At 42.3% G+C, this 18,627-nt stretch carries 9 protein-coding genes; all 9 read left to right on the top strand.

What is annotated here, in order from left to right:
• Positions 1 to 49 precede the first annotated feature (49 nt).
• The 9 genes from OCK74_RS13710 (at position 50) to OCK74_RS13670 (ending at position 18,601) form a co-directional block, all read left to right on the top strand.
• Entirely contained in the window at positions 50 to 370 is a 321-nt protein-coding gene (locus OCK74_RS13710) for an acetylxylan esterase (protein WP_279297616.1), read from the top strand.
• Positions 371 to 626: 256 nt separating this feature from the next.
• A complete protein-coding gene (locus tag OCK74_RS13705) occupies positions 627 to 3,488 on the top strand; it encodes a TIM-barrel domain-containing protein (protein ID WP_279297615.1) in 2,862 nt (953 codons plus the stop codon).
• Positions 3,489 to 3,842: 354 nt separating this feature from the next.
• The gene (gene galB / locus OCK74_RS13700; RefSeq protein WP_279297614.1) at positions 3,843 to 6,269 is read left to right on the top strand and encodes a beta-galactosidase GalB; all 2,427 of its coding nucleotides are present in this window, start codon (positions 3,843 to 3,845) and stop codon (positions 6,267 to 6,269) included.
• Positions 6,270 to 6,504: 235 nt separating this feature from the next.
• Positions 6,505 to 8,733, top strand: coding sequence for a glycoside hydrolase family 95 protein (locus tag OCK74_RS13695; RefSeq protein WP_279297613.1), 2,229 nt, complete (start codon positions 6,505 to 6,507; stop codon positions 8,731 to 8,733).
• Between the two features lie 25 nt (positions 8,734 to 8,758).
• Positions 8,759 to 11,131 (top strand): glycoside hydrolase family 31 protein, encoded by a 2,373-nt coding sequence (locus OCK74_RS13690; RefSeq protein WP_279297612.1) that lies wholly within the window; start codon positions 8,759 to 8,761, stop codon positions 11,129 to 11,131.
• 2 nt (positions 11,132 to 11,133) lie between these two features.
• Complete coding sequence (locus OCK74_RS13685; protein WP_279297611.1) at positions 11,134 to 13,302, top strand: glycoside hydrolase family 3 C-terminal domain-containing protein; 2,169 nt, start codon at positions 11,134 to 11,136, stop codon at positions 13,300 to 13,302.
• Between the two features lie 21 nt (positions 13,303 to 13,323).
• The gene (locus OCK74_RS13680; protein WP_279297610.1) at positions 13,324 to 15,507 is read left to right on the top strand and encodes a beta-glucosidase family protein; all 2,184 of its coding nucleotides are present in this window, start codon (positions 13,324 to 13,326) and stop codon (positions 15,505 to 15,507) included.
• A gap of 278 nt (positions 15,508 to 15,785) precedes the next feature.
• Positions 15,786 to 17,276 (top strand): mandelate racemase/muconate lactonizing enzyme family protein, encoded by a 1,491-nt coding sequence (locus tag OCK74_RS13675; RefSeq protein WP_279297609.1) that lies wholly within the window; start codon positions 15,786 to 15,788, stop codon positions 17,274 to 17,276.
• 26 nt (positions 17,277 to 17,302) lie between these two features.
• Positions 17,303 to 18,601, top strand: coding sequence for an MFS transporter (locus tag OCK74_RS13670; protein WP_279297608.1), 1,299 nt, complete (start codon positions 17,303 to 17,305; stop codon positions 18,599 to 18,601).
• Positions 18,602 to 18,627: the final 26 nt, after the last annotated feature.

Here is an 18,627-nt window from a genome sequence, read left to right as displayed (position 1 = left end):
CGGTCACTAATTTAGTTGACCGGCATTTTTTTACCCGGCCCTTTCCGACATGACAGGTTACATACATGGAAGGGCAGGAGGGTGGCCACACCTCTTGAGTCCCCGTTTCAAGGCAATCAACAACACTCCCGAAAAACTAAAGACCATCAGTTATTATGACGTGGTCAACTTTGCCCGCAACATTTCAGTTCCGGGCTTCTATTCCTGGGGATACAATGACAATACCTGTCCACCTACTTCAATCTTTGCCGCAGTCAATACCATCAAAGCACCAAAGACCATTGTGATTACTCCGATTTCCGGCCACTGGCGTTTTGAAGAGACCAATTCCGAGTCCATAGAATGGATGAAAGAGCAACTGAAGAAATAATAAAAGAGCACGAACGATGAGTGACCGGTAAGGTGTTAACCAGCTCCTTACTGGTCACTTTTTTTTATGTTTAAAATCATTCTTCATTTCTGTGAATATTGGAATCATTAATTTTTTAGTTATTGAATATCAGGTGGTTAGAACGGTGGTTATAATTTCATACCCTAATCATAAACATTTCATCTACTACATTTCATAACTGCTCTATACTTTTATACTCGTTCACCCGGACACTGAATCAAAAATTTATTGCCATATGTTGAACAGTAGATTATTTCTTTTTTGTCTAGGCTTCTTATCATTCTTCACCAACAAAGCCTTTGCTGCACCAGACCCTTTCATAAAAACCCCGGATGGAATTATCGTATACACTGATTCGTTGGTTACCGGCAATTCCAAAGCTGTCAAGTTGGAAGTGGTGAGTGACTATATAATCAGGGTCCTGGCTGCCCCAGGAAAAGAGTTAGCCTCTTCTAAAAGTCTGATCACAGTTTATAGAAGAAATCCTTCATTGGTTTGGACAACAACTTCAGATAAAGAAAAAGTAACCTTGAAAACCAAAGCATTAACGGCAGTAGTTCAGTTAAAAACAGGTGCTGTAACTTTTTTCGATGCTGCTGGTAAAAAAATACTTGCTGAAAAAGGGATTGGAGGACGTTCCTTTGAACCGATCATTGTGGAAGGTCAGCGTTCATATTCTATAAAACAAACCTTCCAAACTGCTGCTGATGATGCTTATTATGGCCTTGGCCAGCATCAGGACGACGTATTTAATTATAAAGGTCAGCAGGTCTTTTTATTCCAGAACAATACAGAAGTTGGAGTTCCTTTCCTGGTTTCCAATAAAAATTATGGCCTTCTTTGGGACAACTATTCCCTGACCAAAGCTGGTGATACCAGGACATATCATTCCCTTTCTGACCTGAAATTGTACTCAAAAGATGGTCAGGTTGGCTGGCTGACAGCTACTTACAGCAACAATAGGAACAATCCTTCCGAGGCTATACTCCAAAGGGCCGAAACCGCCATTAACATGGAATACCTGAATGATTCCAAACAAATCCTGCCTGCTGAATTCAAGCCGGCAAATGGTGTGGTTACCTGGGATGGTAATATCGGCAGTGATTTCACTGGTGTTCACAAATTCAGGTTCACTTATGGTGGTTCAATTAAGGTATGGATGAATGGAAAGCTGATGATCGATCGTTGGAGAAAAGCCTGGAATCCAGCTCCTGCATTGTTGGATCTATCCATGCAGAAGGGCCAGAAAATTCCCCTGAAAATAGAGTGGATTCCTGAGGATCGTGAGTCTTATTTATCCTTAAAATGGTTAGAGCCCTTACCAACTGCCGACCAAAACAGCTTTAGTTTTTCTTCTGAAGCCGGCAGGCAAATGGACTATTATTTCATCTATGGTAACAACATGGATGAAGTGATCAGCGGCTACAGGTTTCTGACCGGTAAAGCCCCCATCGTTCCAAAATGGGCCCTTGGTTTCTGGCAAAGCCGGGAGCGTTATAAAACGCAACAGGAAATCCTGGAAACCGTCGCAGAATTCCGCAAGCGTAAGATTCCCATTGACAATATTGTTCTGGATTGGAGTTACTGGAAGGAAAATGACTGGGGCAGCCAGGATTTCGACGCCACCAGGTTTCCAAACCCCGATAGCATGATCAAAGTATTGCATGAGCAATACAATACGCGCTTAATGATTTCGGTATGGCCAAAGTTTTATGAAGGAATACCCGCTTATAATGAAATGGACAAAAAGGGCTGGTTGTATAAAAAGAATGTAGCTGACAGGCAGAGGGATTGGATCGGTAAAGGCTATGTGTCTACTTTTTATGATGCCTTCAATGAAGAGGCGCGTAAGGGCTTCTGGGATCTCATATATAAGAAGATATACAAAAAAGGGATCGATGCCTGGTGGATGGATGCCAGTGAACCGGATATCCTCTCCAACGTGTCGCCTCAGAAAAGAAAAGACCAGATGACAGGCGTGGCACTCGGGGCAGCAGCAGAATACCTGAACGCCTACCCACTGCAAAACGCTAAAGGTATTTATGAAGGACAACGCTCTGTTGATTCCAATAAAAGGGTGTTCCTACTCACTCGCTCCGGATTTGCTGGCTCTCAGCGCTATGCAGCAGCCATCTGGAGTGGTGATATTGGCTCCCGTTGGCAGGATATGAAAGCACAAATCCCTGCAGGCATCAACTTCTCGATGTCTGGCCTTCCGTACTGGACCATGGACGTTGGGGGCTTTGTGGTGGAGAGTCGTTTTGAAAAACCCAATGCAACAGATCTTGAAGAATGGCGCGAGTTGAATACCCGCTGGTACCAATTTGGAGCTTTTGTTCCGCTCTTCCGCGTGCACGGCCAATTCCCTTACCGGGAGATCTACAACATCGCTCCCGAAGGACACGCCGCCTACCAAAGTATGTTGTACTACAACAAACTGCGCTATCGACTGTTGCCTTATATCTACTCCTTAGCGGGCAGCACCTATCATCATAACTATACGATCATGCGTGGTCTGGTAATGGACTTCGCCAAAGACACAGCCGTTTTAAATATTGGCGACCAGTTTATGTTCGGACCATCCTTATTGGTGAGCCCAGTGTACAACTACAAACAACGGACAAGGGAACTCTACCTGCCCGATGGACAAGGTTGGTATGACCTGTACACCGGAAAGTGGACCAAGGGGGGACAAAAAATTATAGCCGACGCTCCTTACGAACGCATGCCGGTTTACGTGAAAGAAGGCTCTATTGTTCCCTTTGGACCAGATTTGCAATACACGGCTGAAAAACCTGCCGATACCCTTACACTTTATGTATATACAGGAAAGAATGCTTCCTTCCAGTTGTATGAAGACCAGGGTACCACCTATGATTACGAGAAGGGACTGTATTCAACCATTCCATTCCAATATAACGAGGGAAAAAAGACTTTAACAATAGGCGACCGGAAAGGCTCTTATCCGGGTATGCTTACAAAAAGAACCTTACGCATCGTATGGTTAACACCTTCCGCTCCAAAAACTTTAGACTTAGAAAGGAAGTCTAATCAAGAGCTCATTTATGAAGGAAAAAAACTGACTATCAAGATGTAAGCTCCCGGTGATGTACTGGTGGTAACTTCAATAGGCTTTAAGTCTCAGGAAATTAAAGTTGGTACATCCAGTGATATTAACGTAAAGTTTGATGAGGACTTTACCAAGATGGAGGATGTAGTGGTGTCGGGCCAGCCGGGTTCGGGCATGAATGTTATATGATGACCTTGAACATGCATGGCTGACCAATGCTCAAAACCAAAGAGGGATACCATACATGGGTGTTAGCGGCAGCCCGTATGAAAATGCGCCATTTGCAACATTTCAAACCTTAATCAGTAACATTTGACCACCCCTTATTTATATGTTGAGAGATATTTTTACAGAATATTTATTCAGAGAATTAATTCCTATATGCTAAAAATAAGATTGCTACTGTTTCTATTTTGTGTTTCGTTGCAAATTAATGCTCAACATGCTACACGTAAAAGTTTTAATGAAGGTTGGAAGTTTAAATTGGATAGCATTCAAACGTACAGCAATACTGGTTATAATGATGCTTCCTGGAGAAGACTGAATTTACCGCATGACTGGAGTATTGAAGGTTCTTTCAGTAAAGATCATCCGGCTACTCCTGGTGGAGGGGCATTGCCGGGAGGAATAGGCTGGTACCGCAAAACTTTTACGTTACCGTTGTCAGATAAAAACAAATTAATTTTCATTGACTTTGATGGTGTTTACTGCAACAGTGAAGTCTGGATCAATGGACATTCCTTGGGCATACGGCCTAATGGATATATTTCTTTTCGGTATGAACTGACTCCTTACCTGAAATATGGTAACGAAAAAAACATCATTGCCGTAAAGGCGGACAATTCAAAACAACCCAACTCACGCTGGTATTCCGGATCAGGTATTTACAGGAACGTTTGGTTGACTGTATCTGACCGGTTACATGTAGATCAGTGGGGTACTTTTGTCACTACACCAAAAGTAACGAATCAATCTGCTACAGTTCATATTACAACAAAAATTAAAAATCAATATAAATCGGAACTGCCATTTATACTGAAAACAACTATCTACACCCGGGAAGGGAAAGAAGTCGCGAGAAAAGATGCAAAAGGAAAGGCCGGAAAAGATGGTGTTGTATCTATTGATCAGTCATTATCTGTTACCAATCCTCATTTATGGTCCACAGAAGAGCCTTACTTGTATCAAACAGTGTCCGAAGTGCTATTGAATGGAAAAACGGTTGATGTGTATCGCACACCCCTTGGTATTCGTGATTTTCATTTTGATATAAACAAAGGCTTTGTCCTGAATGGCAAACCCCTGAAAATTATGGGCGTGTGCAATCACCACGATCTTGGAGCATTGGGCGCTGCCATTAATACCAGGGCATTAGAACGCCAGTTGGAGATATTAAAAGCGATGGGCTGCAATGGCATCCGCACTTCACATAATCCGCCTGCGCCTGAACTGCTGGAGCTATGTGACAAAATGGGGTTCATTGTTATGGATGAAGCATTTGATATGTGGGCGAAACAAAAGAATCCATTTGACTACCATTTAACCTGGAGCCAATGGCACCGGAAAGACCTGGAAGACATGATCTTGCGTGACAGGAACCACCCATCTGTTTTCATTTGGAGCGTTGGCAACGAAATACAAGAACAATGGGGCGATATCAGTAAAGGAGATACAACAGGAAGAGGCATCGCAAGAGAATTGGTGGCCATTGTGAAAAGCCTGGACACCACCAGGGCTATAACTACCGCTAATAATGAAACAAATCCCTCGAATAATCTGATTCAATCAGGTGCTTTTGATATGATTGGTTATAATTACAATCACCAGAAATGGGGCAACTTTCCTAAAGACTATCCTGGTAAAAAGTTCATTGTCACAGAAAGCACATCTGCCTTACAGACCAGGGGGCACTATGACAAGGTTCCTTTCGATACCATACGGCGCTGGCCGGAAGCCTGGGATAAATCACTCAAAGATGGTAATCCTGACTTTACTGTTTCTGCTTATGATCATGTGAGCACCCCCTGGGGATCGACACATGAAGAAAGCATCAAAGAGTTGATCAAAAACGAACATGTTTCGGGTATGTATGTTTGGACAGGCTTCGATTACTTAGGCGAACCTACGCCATATCCATGGCCGGCACGCAGTTCCTATTTTGGTATTATTGACCTGGCAGGTTTCCCTAAAGACGTTTATTACCTATACCAAAGCCAATTCACGAATAAACCAGTCTTGCATCTATATCCCCATTGGAACTGGAAAGTAGGGGACACAGTAGATGTTGTTGTTTATTACAACAATGCAGACGAGGTTGAATTGTTTTTAAACGGCCGGGCTTTAGGTACAAAGAGAAAAGAAGACAATGAACTGCATATTAAATGGAGACTCCCTTTTGAACCAGGCACATTGAAAGCTATATCAAAAAAGGATGGTAAAACAGTGCTGACATCAGCAGTCAAAACTGCCGGTCAACCAGCTAAAATCATATTGCAGGCTGACAGAAATAAGATAAAAGGAGATGGGAAAGATCTTTCTTTCATCACGGCAACTGTAGTTGATAGAGATGGTACTTTAGTACCTGAGGCTAATAACCAATTAAAGTTTTCAGTGAACGGTGAGGGTTTTATCAATGCTGTAGATAATGGGGGCCCAACAAGTCACGAATCCTTTAAATCCAACATCCGTAAAGCATTTAACGGACTTGCTCTTGTGATCTTGCAATCCAACGGTAAGAAAGGGAAAATTAAAGTCACAGCTCATGGAGACGGATTACTGGAAAGCACGATAGAAGTTGATGCAAATTGATAATAATAATATTGACGTTTTACATTTCATGGTTCCCGTTTTTTCATTTAGGCAAGCACGCACGGGTCAATGTCTATTGTGCCTGTGCTTTTTCCTTTTTACCTTTTTTGAGTCTTAAAAACCCTAACATTTGATAGTTATGCTAAGTTCATTTTCGAAAAAATTTTGTCTGCTGTTTTTAATGATGTGTTGTTACTTGTGCTTTCATGCCCAAACTGTACAAAGACCCGACGATTTGAAACTCTGGTTCAATCATCCCGCGACAAATTGGAATGAAGCTTTGCCCATAGGAAATGGTAGGTTAGGAGCTATGATCTTTGGTGGAATTACTTCCGAGCGATTGCAGTTGAACGAAGAAACCGTATGGACAGGCAATAGAAGCGATTTTGTAAATCCTGCTTCCAAGGCGGCCCTGCCTGAAGTAAGAAAATTGTTGTTTGCTGGTGAATATGCAGCTGCTCAGAAGCTGGCCCAGGATAAAATGATGGGAGATAAAAAGGTAGGAAGCAACTACCAAACCCTGGGCGACCTGCACTTGAATTTTGTAGTAAACGGAGAGATCTCAGACTACAGAAGGGAACTGGACTTGGAAACGGCCATAGCAAGAGTTAGCTATCGTGCTCAAAATACTACCTATACCCGCGAACTGTTTTCCAGTGCGCCGGACCAAACCCTGGTATTGCAACTCACTGCCAGCAAGTTAGGTGCTATCACTTTCGATTTACAATTAAGCAGGCCGGGTAATAAAGCTACTATACAAGTCTCTGGCAATGAAATCACAATGACAGAACATGTAGGTGATGGAGTAGGTGTGATAATGGCTGCAAGAGTGAAACTATTAACAGACGGAGGAACACTTCAGGCAAAAGGACAATCGATACACATTGAAAAAGCTGATAAAGTAACATTGCTGTTGACCGCTGCTACTGACTACCGCGGTGAAGATCCTTTACAAGTTTCAGCAAAGCAGTTAGCGGCCACAGAAAAGAGAAATTATGATGAAATCAAAAATGACCATATTGCCGACTACCAGAAATACTTCAAAAGGGTAACATTTGACTTAGGCACCACTGACGCAGTCTATTTCCCTACAGATACAAGGATTACTGCAATACAAAAGGGTAATATTGACCCGCATCTCATTTCTCTTTATTACCAGTTTGGCCGCTATTTATTGATCAGTAGCTCAAGACCTGGAGGTTTACCCGCCAACCTGCAAGGCATTTGGGCTGATGGCCTGTATCCACCCAGGAGTGCAGACTACCACATCAACATCAACATTCAGATGAATTATTGGCTATCCGAGATTACCAATCTTTCTGAAATGCACTTGCCATTCCTGAATTTTATCAACGACTTGCGGGCTGATGGCCGTAAAACAGCTAAAGAAATGTATGGTATGCCAGGTGCCGTTGCCCATTTTACTACTGACGCATGGCATTTTACGGAAACTTACGGGCAAACACAATGGGCCATGTGGCCTATGGGGCTAGCCTGGAGTGCACAGCATCTGTGGGAGCATTATTTGTTTACAGAAGATAAAACCTATCTGGCTACTTTAGCCTACCCGGCAATGAAAGATGTAGCCGAATTCTGTGCCGCCTGGTTGATCGAAAACCCCGTTACTAAAAAATTAGTATCAGGCCCTTCCATTTCTCCTGAAAATACATTTAAAACAAAAGATGGCGCCATTGCAACAATGGTCATGGGACCTACAATGGACCACATGATCATTCGCGATCTGCTGACAAACACAATTGCAGCAGGAAAAGTGCTGGATAAAGATGCTGCATTCCAGAAAAAAATGAGCTCCATATTGGCTCAACTGGCGCCTACAAAAATAGGAAGTGATGGACGCATCATGGAATGGACAGAAGAGTTCGAAGAACCCGAACCAGGCCACAGACATATATCTCACTTGTATGGTCTTTACCCGGGTAAAGAAATCACGAGTCAGCAGCCAGATTTACTAGAAGCTGCCCGGAAAACAATTGAGTACAGGCTGGCTCACGGTGGGGGACATACGGGTTGGAGCCGTGCATGGATCATTAATTTCTTTGCCCGCTTGCAGAATGGTGAAGCTGCTTACAATGACCTGATGGCCTTACTGCAGAAATCGACACTGCCCAATCTGTTTGATACACATCCTCCATTTCAAATTGATGGAAATTTTGGCGCCACTGCTGGTATTACAGAAATGTTGCTGCAAAGCCATGCAGGGGAATTGAACCTGTTACCTGCACTACCTAAGGCATGGCAAAAAGGAATGATCCATGGGATTGTTGGTAGAGGCGGATTTGAAGTAGATCTAGACTGGGAAGATGGAAACCTCAAAGAAGTAAAGATCTTATCCAAATTAGGCAACAACTGTAAGATCAGGTATGGAAACCAGGTAGTTGAAATCAAAACAGAGAGAGGAAAGTGGTACCAGTTCGATTCTAAGTTAAATAAGAAAAGTATTTAAACAAAGAATAAATCCCGAGATTATCATGCCATTCATTAATTGTAAAACAGGACTCATTGCAGCAGCCATTTTAATGATTCAAAATGTGCATGCTCAAATGCCTGCATTGATCAATGAACCCATCGATATAAGTCCTGATTTCCGAAACTTTGCCAATACTTATTTCCTGGGTGATAGCATTGCTAGCTTCAACTCTTCAACAGCTTCAGGTACCATAAAGTGGGAAAGGGCCCGTTACTTCCGACGCATGGCCTTTAATAATGAATTGGCTGTCCTGCGCGCTCAAAGTGGTGTCGTATTCCCGGAAGGAGAGTACGATGTGAATCCCGTATTACCATTTTCCATCCAGTTTGTATCACCGCGTACAATACGGTTACGTGTTCAAACTAGGAATCAGCCAGTCAATGAAGTAGATAGCCTCATGCTGGTACAAGAACCTGCAACAGATCGTTCCTGGAAATACGCAACAGCTAAAGGGGCACATATTTACACCAGCGTTTATGGATCTGTTATGATACACGATTATCCATTTCGTATTGAAGTGAGAAACGCTGCAGGCAGACTGCTCACCGCTACCAACCACAACAAGGACAATGAAGGAACTTTTACACCTGTAGTTCCTTTTTCCTTTATGCAGCGCTCTACAGACTTCTCTAAAAGCTTTGCCGCTTCTTTTACCCTTTCTGCCGGAGAAAAGATCTTCGGTTGTGGTGAAAGCTTTTCAAGACTGGATAAGCGGGGACAAAAAGTGGTATTATGGACAGATGATGCTAATGGTGTGCAAAATCCAACCATGTACAAACCCATTCCTTTCTTTATGAGCAGCAATGGTTATGGTATGTTCATGCATACAGCTACACCCATAACATGTGACATTGGCGCTTCCTACAATGAGGTCAACTCAATAATGATCGGCGACGATGAATTAGACCTGTTCATATTTATTGGCAATCCTAAGGAAATACTCAATGAGTACACAAACCTTACAGGTAAATCACCTATGCCACCACTGTGGAGTTTTGGCTTGTGGATGAGCCGAATCACTTATTCATCTGAAAAAGAAGTAAGGGATATTTCAGCCAAACTACGCCAGTATAAAATACCAAGTGATGTGATTCACCTGGATGTGGGTTGGTTTGAAACTGACTGGAGAACAGACTACAAGTTCTCGACCAGCCGTTTTACCAATGCAGGCAAGATGATCAGTGATCTGAAGAATGCCGGCCACCGTATTTCACTTTGGCAATTACCTTATTTTGTACCAAAGAACCGCCTGTATCCGGAAATTGTAAATAAGAAACTCTTTGTGCATAATGCAAAAGGAGACTCCCCCTACGATGATGTAGTACTTGATTTTTCCAATTCTTCAGCCGTTACCTGGTACAAGAACCAGTTGGATACTTTGCTGCGTTTGGGCGTAAGTGCTATCAAAGTGGACTTTGGTGAAGCAGCACCACCTTTTGGTTTATATGCTTCAGGGAAAACCGGTTTTTACGAGCATAATATGTATCCCATCAGGTATAACAAAGCTGTGGCTGAGATCACCAAACAAGCTACTGGCGATAATATCATCTGGGCAAGAGCTGCATGGGCCGGAAGTCAACGTTATCCTGTGCATTGGGGTGGTGATGCTGAAAACACTTCCAATGCCATGCTGGCTTCTTTAAGGGGTGGCCTATCCTTTGGCGTTTCCGGCTTTTCTTTCTGGAGCCATGATATTGGCGGATTTGTTTTAAAGACACCCGAAGAATTATACCGGAGATGGACACCCTTTGGTTTCCTGACTTCTCATACCCGCAGCCATGGTGCACCTCCCAAAGAGCCTTGGGAATACAGCAAGGCTTTCCTGGATGAATTCCGACTGAGTGCAGAAATGAAATATAAGCTAATGCCGTATGTCTATGCCCAGGCAAAACATTGCAGCGAAAATGGACTTCCAATGGTTAGAGCCTTATTTGTGGAGTATCCTGATGATCCGGGCGCCTGGACTATAGAAGATGAATACCTGTTTGGTTCAGATATGTTAGTAGCACCTTTTTTCCAGGATGGTGTTTATGAAAGGGATGTTTACCTGCCTAAGGGTAAATGGATCAACTATCAAAGCGGCGAAGTATACAATGGGGGGTGGAGCAGGATCAAAGGTGGAAAGATACCTGCAGTAATATTAGTGAGAGACGGAGCGGTTATCCCACACATAAAACTGGCGCAATCCACCAAGGATATGGACTGGAACAATCTGGAGTTAATTGTATACAATACGGACAATACAACAGCAAAAGGATATGTGTGCCTGCCATCTGAAAATGTACTACGTCCTGTTTCAATCAACAACAATACACTAGCTGAGGATCCTTTCAAAGGTGCAGTGCAGTGGAATATTCATGCTTATAACAAATAACGATGAACTCCACTTATAGAACGAAGGTCATTTTGTGTTTGACATTGCTGGCAGGTATTCTTTTTCGCACAGCCATACATGCACAATACCTGTATCCGTTTCAAAACCCCGACTTAGAAGCAGAAAAAAGGATTGATAACATCATTTCCTTATTGACCCTTGATGAAAAAATCGTTTGTCTGGGTACAAATCCATCTATTCCCAGGTTAGGCATAAAAGGCTCTGGTCATATTGAAGGATTACACGGCGTTGCCTTAGGTGGTCCGGGCGGCTGGGGGCGGCGTAAACTAGTGACCACAACTACGTTTCCTCAAGCTTATGGCATGGCTGAAACATGGGATACAGCCTTGGTGCGTAAGGTTGCAAATGTAGAAGGTTATGAGGCCAGGTATATCTTTCAATCTGAAAAGTACAATACTGGTGGCTTAGTGGTGAGGGCACCCAATGCAGACCTGGGCCGCGATCCCCGTTGGGGAAGAACAGAGGAGTGTTATGGCGAAGATGCTTATTTCAATGGATTGATGACGCAAGCTTATGTAAAAGGCCTCCAAGGCGATCACCCAAAATATTGGCAGGTGGCCTCTCTCATGAAACACTTCTTGGCCAATAGTAACGAGAACGACAGGGTGCGTTCTACGTCCGACTTCGATGAACGTTTGTTCAGGGAATATTATGCACTTCCCTTTAAAATGGGAATCGAGGCTGGCTCTAGAGCATACATGGCTGCATACAATAAGTACAATGGGATTCCTATGATGGTTCATCCTATTTTGAAAGAGGTCACCGTAAAAGAATGGGGACAGAATGGAATTATTTGTACCGACGGTGGTGCTTTGCGATTGTTATGGAAAGAGCATAAATATTATCCAGATAGTACCTGGGCCGCAGCTGCCGGTGTAAAAGCTGGCATCAACCAGTTTCTGGATCAACACACAGGTTCTATTCAAAAAGCGATACAGGAAGGCATACTGAAAGAAGGTGATATAGACGAAGTAATCAGGGGCAATTTCAGAGTGATGATCAAGTTGGGTTTATTAGATCCACCTGGTATGGTGCCTTACGCCAGCATAAAAGACGGAGCGGAGCCTTGGCTATCAGAACAAAACAAAGAATTGGTAAGAGAGGTTACCCGTAAGTCAATTGTACTGCTGAAGAATGAAGATGGATTCCTCCCTCTAAATAAAAACAGCATAAAATCAATTGTCATAATTGGCCCTTATGCCAACCAAGTATTATTGGATTGGTACAGTGGCACTCCACCTTATACAATATCAGTTGAAGAAGGCATCAGAAAAAAGTTGGGTGCAGGTGTTGATGTCCAATGGACAACAGGGCAAAATACAGACAGCGTTCAGATGCTGGCTTCTAAAGCTGATTATGTATTGATGGTAGTAGGTAACCACACTTGGTGCAATGCCGGCTGGGAACTATGCCCTACGCCAAGCGATGGAAAAGAGGCTGTAGATCGGAGGTTTATTTACCTGGAACAGGAAGAACTGATCAAAAAGGTATATAGGATCAATCCGAAAGTGATAGTTGCCTTGCTGGCCTCTTTTCCCTATGCAATTACCTGGACACAGCATAACATTTCTGCAATTTTGCACATGACACACAACAGCCAGGAACAGGGAGCAGCTCTAGCTGATGTTTTGTTTGGAGATTATAACCCGGGTGGTAAACTAGTGCAAACATGGCCCCGTTCCATGGAGCAGTTACCACCTATGATGGATTATAATATCCGTAATGGGAGAACGTACCAGTATTTTAAAGGAACACCTTTATATCCGTTTGGTTATGGACTCAGCTATACCACATTCTTTCTATCAGATTTCAATACATCTGCTAATGATATCAAAAGGAATGGAGTCATTACAGTAAACGTACGAATTAAGAATACAGGGAAGCTGAAAGGAGACGAGGTGGTTCAGTTGTATATACAGCACTTGAATTCAGAAGTAGCACGACCACAAAAAGAATTAAAAGCATTCCAGAGAATCAACTTATCTCCAGGAGAACAAAAGAACGTTCAGTTGAAACTGACAGCAGATCAATTAAGGTATTGGGACGAAACAACGCACAGTTTTGTTTTGGAGGAAGACAAGGTAAAACTGATGGTAGGAACTTCTTCTGCTGATATAAAATTCCAAAAAGTACTTAGTGTAATTAAATAAATCTCACTCAAAAGAAAACAAATGAAAGGAAACATTGTTAAAGCATCTTGTTCACTGGTTATAGTCTATGCATTGATGACGGCTGGTGGGCAGGCAAAAGCGCAAACAGCAAATGTCGATGCAGCTATTTTCCAGGGAGATAATGCTATCTACCAGAAAATCGAACAGCAAATAAAGCAAATGACCCTGGAAGAAAAAGTGGGCATGATCCATGGCAATTCTACTTTTACATCTGCTGGCGTAAAAAGATTAAACATACCAGAGTTAACGATGAGCGACGGTCCCCATGGTGTCCGCATGGAACATGATAATGATCATGTATTTGATAGTGCCACTTACCTGCCAACAGGTGTTTGTCTGGCTGCCACATGGAATCCTCAATTAGGCTATGCTTTTGGTTCCGTATTGGGCAGCGAAGCAAACTATAGAGGAAAGGATGTGATCCTCGGCCCAGGTCTGAATATTATCCGCTCAGCTTTAAACGGAAGAAACTTTGAATACCAGAGTGAAGATCCCTATCTCATTTCAAAAATGGTAGTGGGATACATCAAAGGTGTTCAGGATCAGGGAGTAGCTGCTTGTGCCAAGCATTACTTGGCCAATAACCAGGAAACAAGAAGAGGCAGCATCAATGTACTCATGAGTGAACGGGCATTGCGGGAAATTTATCTTCCCGGCTTTAAGGCTGCTGTTCAGGAAGGTGGTGTCTATACTGTAATGGGCGCTTACAATAAGTTCAGAGGGCAGTTTTGTACCCATAACGATTACCTGGTAAACAAAATATTGAAAGGAGAGTTGGGTTTCAAAGGAGTGCTAATGAGTGACTGGAGTGCAGTGCACAATACCATGGAGGCACTCTGGAATGGTACAGACCTGGAAATGGGTACCGATCTGGATATGCTTCCCAATCCAAATTACGGTAAATTTTATCTAGGTGATACAGTCATTGCTTTGGTGAAAGCCGGCAGAGTGGATGAGAAGCTGATTGATGAAAAGGTGAGAAGAATACTGTATGTGATGCACAAAACAGACATGTTTGGTAAAAGAAAGCAGGGCACTTTTAGTACAAAGGAGCACGCTCAAACAGCCTTGAAAGTTGCAGAAGAAGGTATTGTCCTTTTAAAGAACGGCAACTTGTTGCCTTTAAAGCAATCCTCTATAAAATCCATTGCAGTAATTGGTGTTAATGCTAACAGGCTGCAATCAGAAGGAGGAGGCAGCTCGCAGGTGCGTACTCGCTATGAAATCACACCTTTAGAAGGATTTAAAGCAATAACTGCTGGCAAAATAAAGATTTCATATGCTCCTGGTTATTCCATCACAAAAGGTGCTGGCCCCGACCAGCAAATGATCAATGAGGCTGTAGCAGCAGCTAAAAAAGCTGACATTGCAATTGTAGTAGGTGGATGGACACATGGTTATAATAAATATGACTGGAGTGACAATGCTTATGATGCTGAGGGTACTGATAAACCTGATATGGATATGCCTTTTGGACAAAATGAACTGATCAACGCCGTTGTGAAAGCAAATCCTAAAACAATAGTTGTTTTAATGGGAGGCGGTCCTATTGATGTAAGTAAATGGATTGATCATACACCTTCTGTGATACAGTCCTGGTATCCGGGAATGGAAGGCGGCAATGCTTTGGCCAAAATTATCTTTGGAGCAGTGAACCCCTCAGGCAAATTGCCCATGACCTTCCCTAAAACATTATCACAAAGTCCCGCACATGCACTGGGGCAATATCCTGGTGATAGTGTGATGGTTCATTACAATGATGACATTTTTGTTGGCTACCGCTACTTTGATACTTATAATGTGGAACCGCAGTTTGCTTTTGGTCATGGGCTTTCTTACACCACATTCAAATACAGCAACCTGAAAGTAGAGCCAGGAAATGAAAGTGCTACAGTTACATTCACTGTAAGTAATGTGGGCAAAACAGCAGGTGCAGAAGTAGCACAGGTGTATGTAAAAGATGATGAGTCAATACTCCGCCGTCCGGAAAAAGAGCTGAAAGGCTTTCAAAAGGTTTTTTTGAATCCAGGAGAGTCCAAAACGGTAACAGTGAATCTTACTAAAGAAGCATTTCAGTATTATAATGATATGCTACAGCAGTGGGTGTTAGAGAAAGGAGGCTTTACACTATTTGTTGGTAGTTCATCCAGGGATATTCGGTTGACAGGTAAGTTGAAATTGTAATAGGAAAGTAATCCGTTTTCCTCTTTAATTTTTATGCTCACATTTCTAAATGACTAAAACCTCCAGTATGGAGGTTTTTTTCTTTCAAACACGATAAATATTAAGTGAAGACCGCAAATTTTAAGCAAATAGCGTTCATTTATGCTACTGGGATCATAATTTTTTTTGAAGGTATTAATAATTTTATTGTTATTTTGGTAACCTCTGGAAGTGTGATTGCTAAATGGTAGGAATGCTAATGACTACTTTATTAACCATAACCATAAAAAGTATCAATTATGTCTCCATCACAAAGGTTCTTATCCAGACTTGGTATCACAGAACAGGACAACAAGGAAGAAGTCAATAAAGAAAACGTACAGGAAAATAGCCGGCGTTCCTTTTTAAAGAAAACTGCTTTGGGTGGTATAGCCTTGGGTGGAGCCTTTATGTTTTCGCCTATAGAAGAAGTGGTTGCACAAAGTACTTCCAAAGTAAGCCGTTTTTCCAAACCAACAGACTTGAAGATCACAGACTTGCGGTATTGTGTTACAACAGTTTTGGGTCGTACTGCCATTATCCGAATTGATACCAATCAGGGGATTTATGGATTAGGTGAAGTAAGAGATGGCGCAGATGTACGCTATGCATTGATTTTAAAAAGCCGGATACTGGGTGAGAATCCCTGTAATGTAGAAATGATCTTTAAAAAGATCAGGCAGTTTGGAGGCCAGTCTCGTCAGGCAGGAGGAGTTTGTGCTATAGAAATGGCACTATGGGATTTATGTGGTAAGGCATATAATGTTCCTGCCTGGCAATTGCTGGGTGGAATGTACCGGGATAAAATTAGATTATATGCCGATACGCCGGAAGCAGGATCCCCTGAAGAACAAAAAAAGCTGATTAATTATCGTGTAAATGATCAGGGATATACCTGGCTGAAGATGGATGTTTCAATCGGCGAATTAAAAGGCAAACCCGATACATTGGTAAACTCAAAATTCTGGCAAAATCAACAAGGAGTTTTAGCTCAGTGGGGAGATCTAAGCAATTATATGTCTTATGGCAATACACTACATCCTTTTACCCAAATACAAATTACAGATAAAGGCCTTGAAGAACTTTCTCGAATTGTAGAGAATGTGCGTGGCATGGTAGGCTACGACATTCCGTTATCAACAGATCACTATGGGCATTTTGATTATAATAATGGCATACGTCTGGGCCGGGCATTGGAAAAATACAGGCTCGCATGGCTGGAAGATATAGTTTCATGGGAATATACTGACCAGTGGAAAATGATGACAGATGCCTTGGAAACTCCTACACTTACTGGTGAAGATATTTATCTGTTGAAGAATTTTAAACCGTTGATAGATGCACGTGCAGTGGATATTGTTCACCCTGATCTGGCTTCATCTGGCGGACTTCTGGAAACGAAAAGAATTGGCGATTATGCTGAAGAGCACGGAATTGCAATGGCCATGCACCAGGCAGGCACTCCTGTTTCTTTTATGGCCAATGTGCATTGTGCTGCCGCAACACAAAACTTTTTAGCCTTGGAACACCATTCTGTAGACTTAACCTGGTGGGAGGATCTGGTGAAAACTACCGATGGTAGGAAATTAATCACAAAAGGATTTGCAAATCTTCCGCTTACAGCACCCGGATTAGGAATCGAATTGAATGAAGACGTAGTGAAACAACATCTTCATCCAGGTGATAAAAGCTATTTTGCTCCTACACCTGATTGGAATGATAAAAATTCACACGACCGCATTTTCAGTTAATAGTATTCCTTTTTCATCAATAATCCATGGATAAAGCGATTGCTCCTTCCCGTTGGTACCGTCTCATTCCATTTGTTTTTGTCACCTATAGTATGGCTTATCTTGACCGTGCCAATTTCGGATTCGCTGCGGCTGGTAAAATGGCTGAGGACCTGCACATTACTGCAGCCATGTCTTCTCTGTTAGCTTCTCTTTTCTTTCTTGGCTATTTCATTTTCCAAATTCCTGGAGCACATTATGCAGCCAGGAAAAGTGCTAAGAAGTTGATATTTTGGTCATTGATCCTATGGGGTATATGCGCTGCTGCTACCGGAATGATCAGTAATATAACCGTTTTAATGGCTATTCGTTTTATACTCGGTATTGTGGAGAGTGCTGTATTTCCAGCCATGCTCATTTTATTAAGCCGGTGGTTTACAAAATCTGAACGTTCGCGGGCCAATACTTTTTTAATTCTGGGCAACCCAGCAACCATTCTCTGGATGTCCATCTTATCCGGGTATTTGATCGATGCTTTAGGCTGGAGGTGGATGTTCATTTTGGAAGGCTTACCTGCTGTCATTTGGGCTTTCTTTTGGTGGCGACTGGTAGATGACAGACCTAACGATGCAAAATGGTTAACCCAGAACGAGAAACAAGAACTTGAAACACAATTGCTGAATGAGCAACAAGGAATCAAGCCAGTTAAAAACTATGTAGTAGCCTTCAAATCTAGAACAGTAATTTTATTATGTCTCCAATATGCTCTTTGGAGTATTGGTGTTTATGGATTTGTTATGTGGCTTCCTTCTATTATTAAAGCAGCACCAGATATGAATATCGTAAGAACTGGATGGCTGGCATCAATACCCTATATTTTCGCAATCCTTGGCATGCTGTGCACCTCCTATTTATCTGACAAAAGTCTAAAGAGAAAATCCTTTGTCTGGCCACTTCTCTTGATCGCAGGACTTGCTTTTTACGGTTCGTATTTAGTAGGAACCACTAATTTCTGGTTATCGTTTATATTGCTTGTTATTGCAGGTACTGCAATGTATGCTCCTTATGGTCCATTCTTTGCGATCATACCGGAAATATTACCTGCTAATGTCGTTGGTGGAGCTATGGCAATAATCAATAGTTTTGGAGCACTGGGATCATTTGCCGGTTCCTATTTTGTTGGTTATTTAAATGGAACAACCGGAGGTTTCGGTGCATCTTATATTTTCATGGCTGGTTCAGTTTTGTTATCGGCAATGTTTACAATTTTTGCAGTGAATGAAAAGAATGCACGCAAGCAAAAATTAACGCAAAAATCAAGCACCATTTTACCTTTCGAAAGATGAACATGCCATTTTTAATTCTTAATAAA

The organism is Paraflavisolibacter caeni (assembly GCF_025628885.1).
Taxonomy (GTDB): domain Bacteria; phylum Bacteroidota; class Bacteroidia; order Chitinophagales; family Chitinophagaceae; genus Flavisolibacter; species Flavisolibacter caeni.
This window is presented reverse-complemented; position numbering and strand designations above follow the sequence as displayed.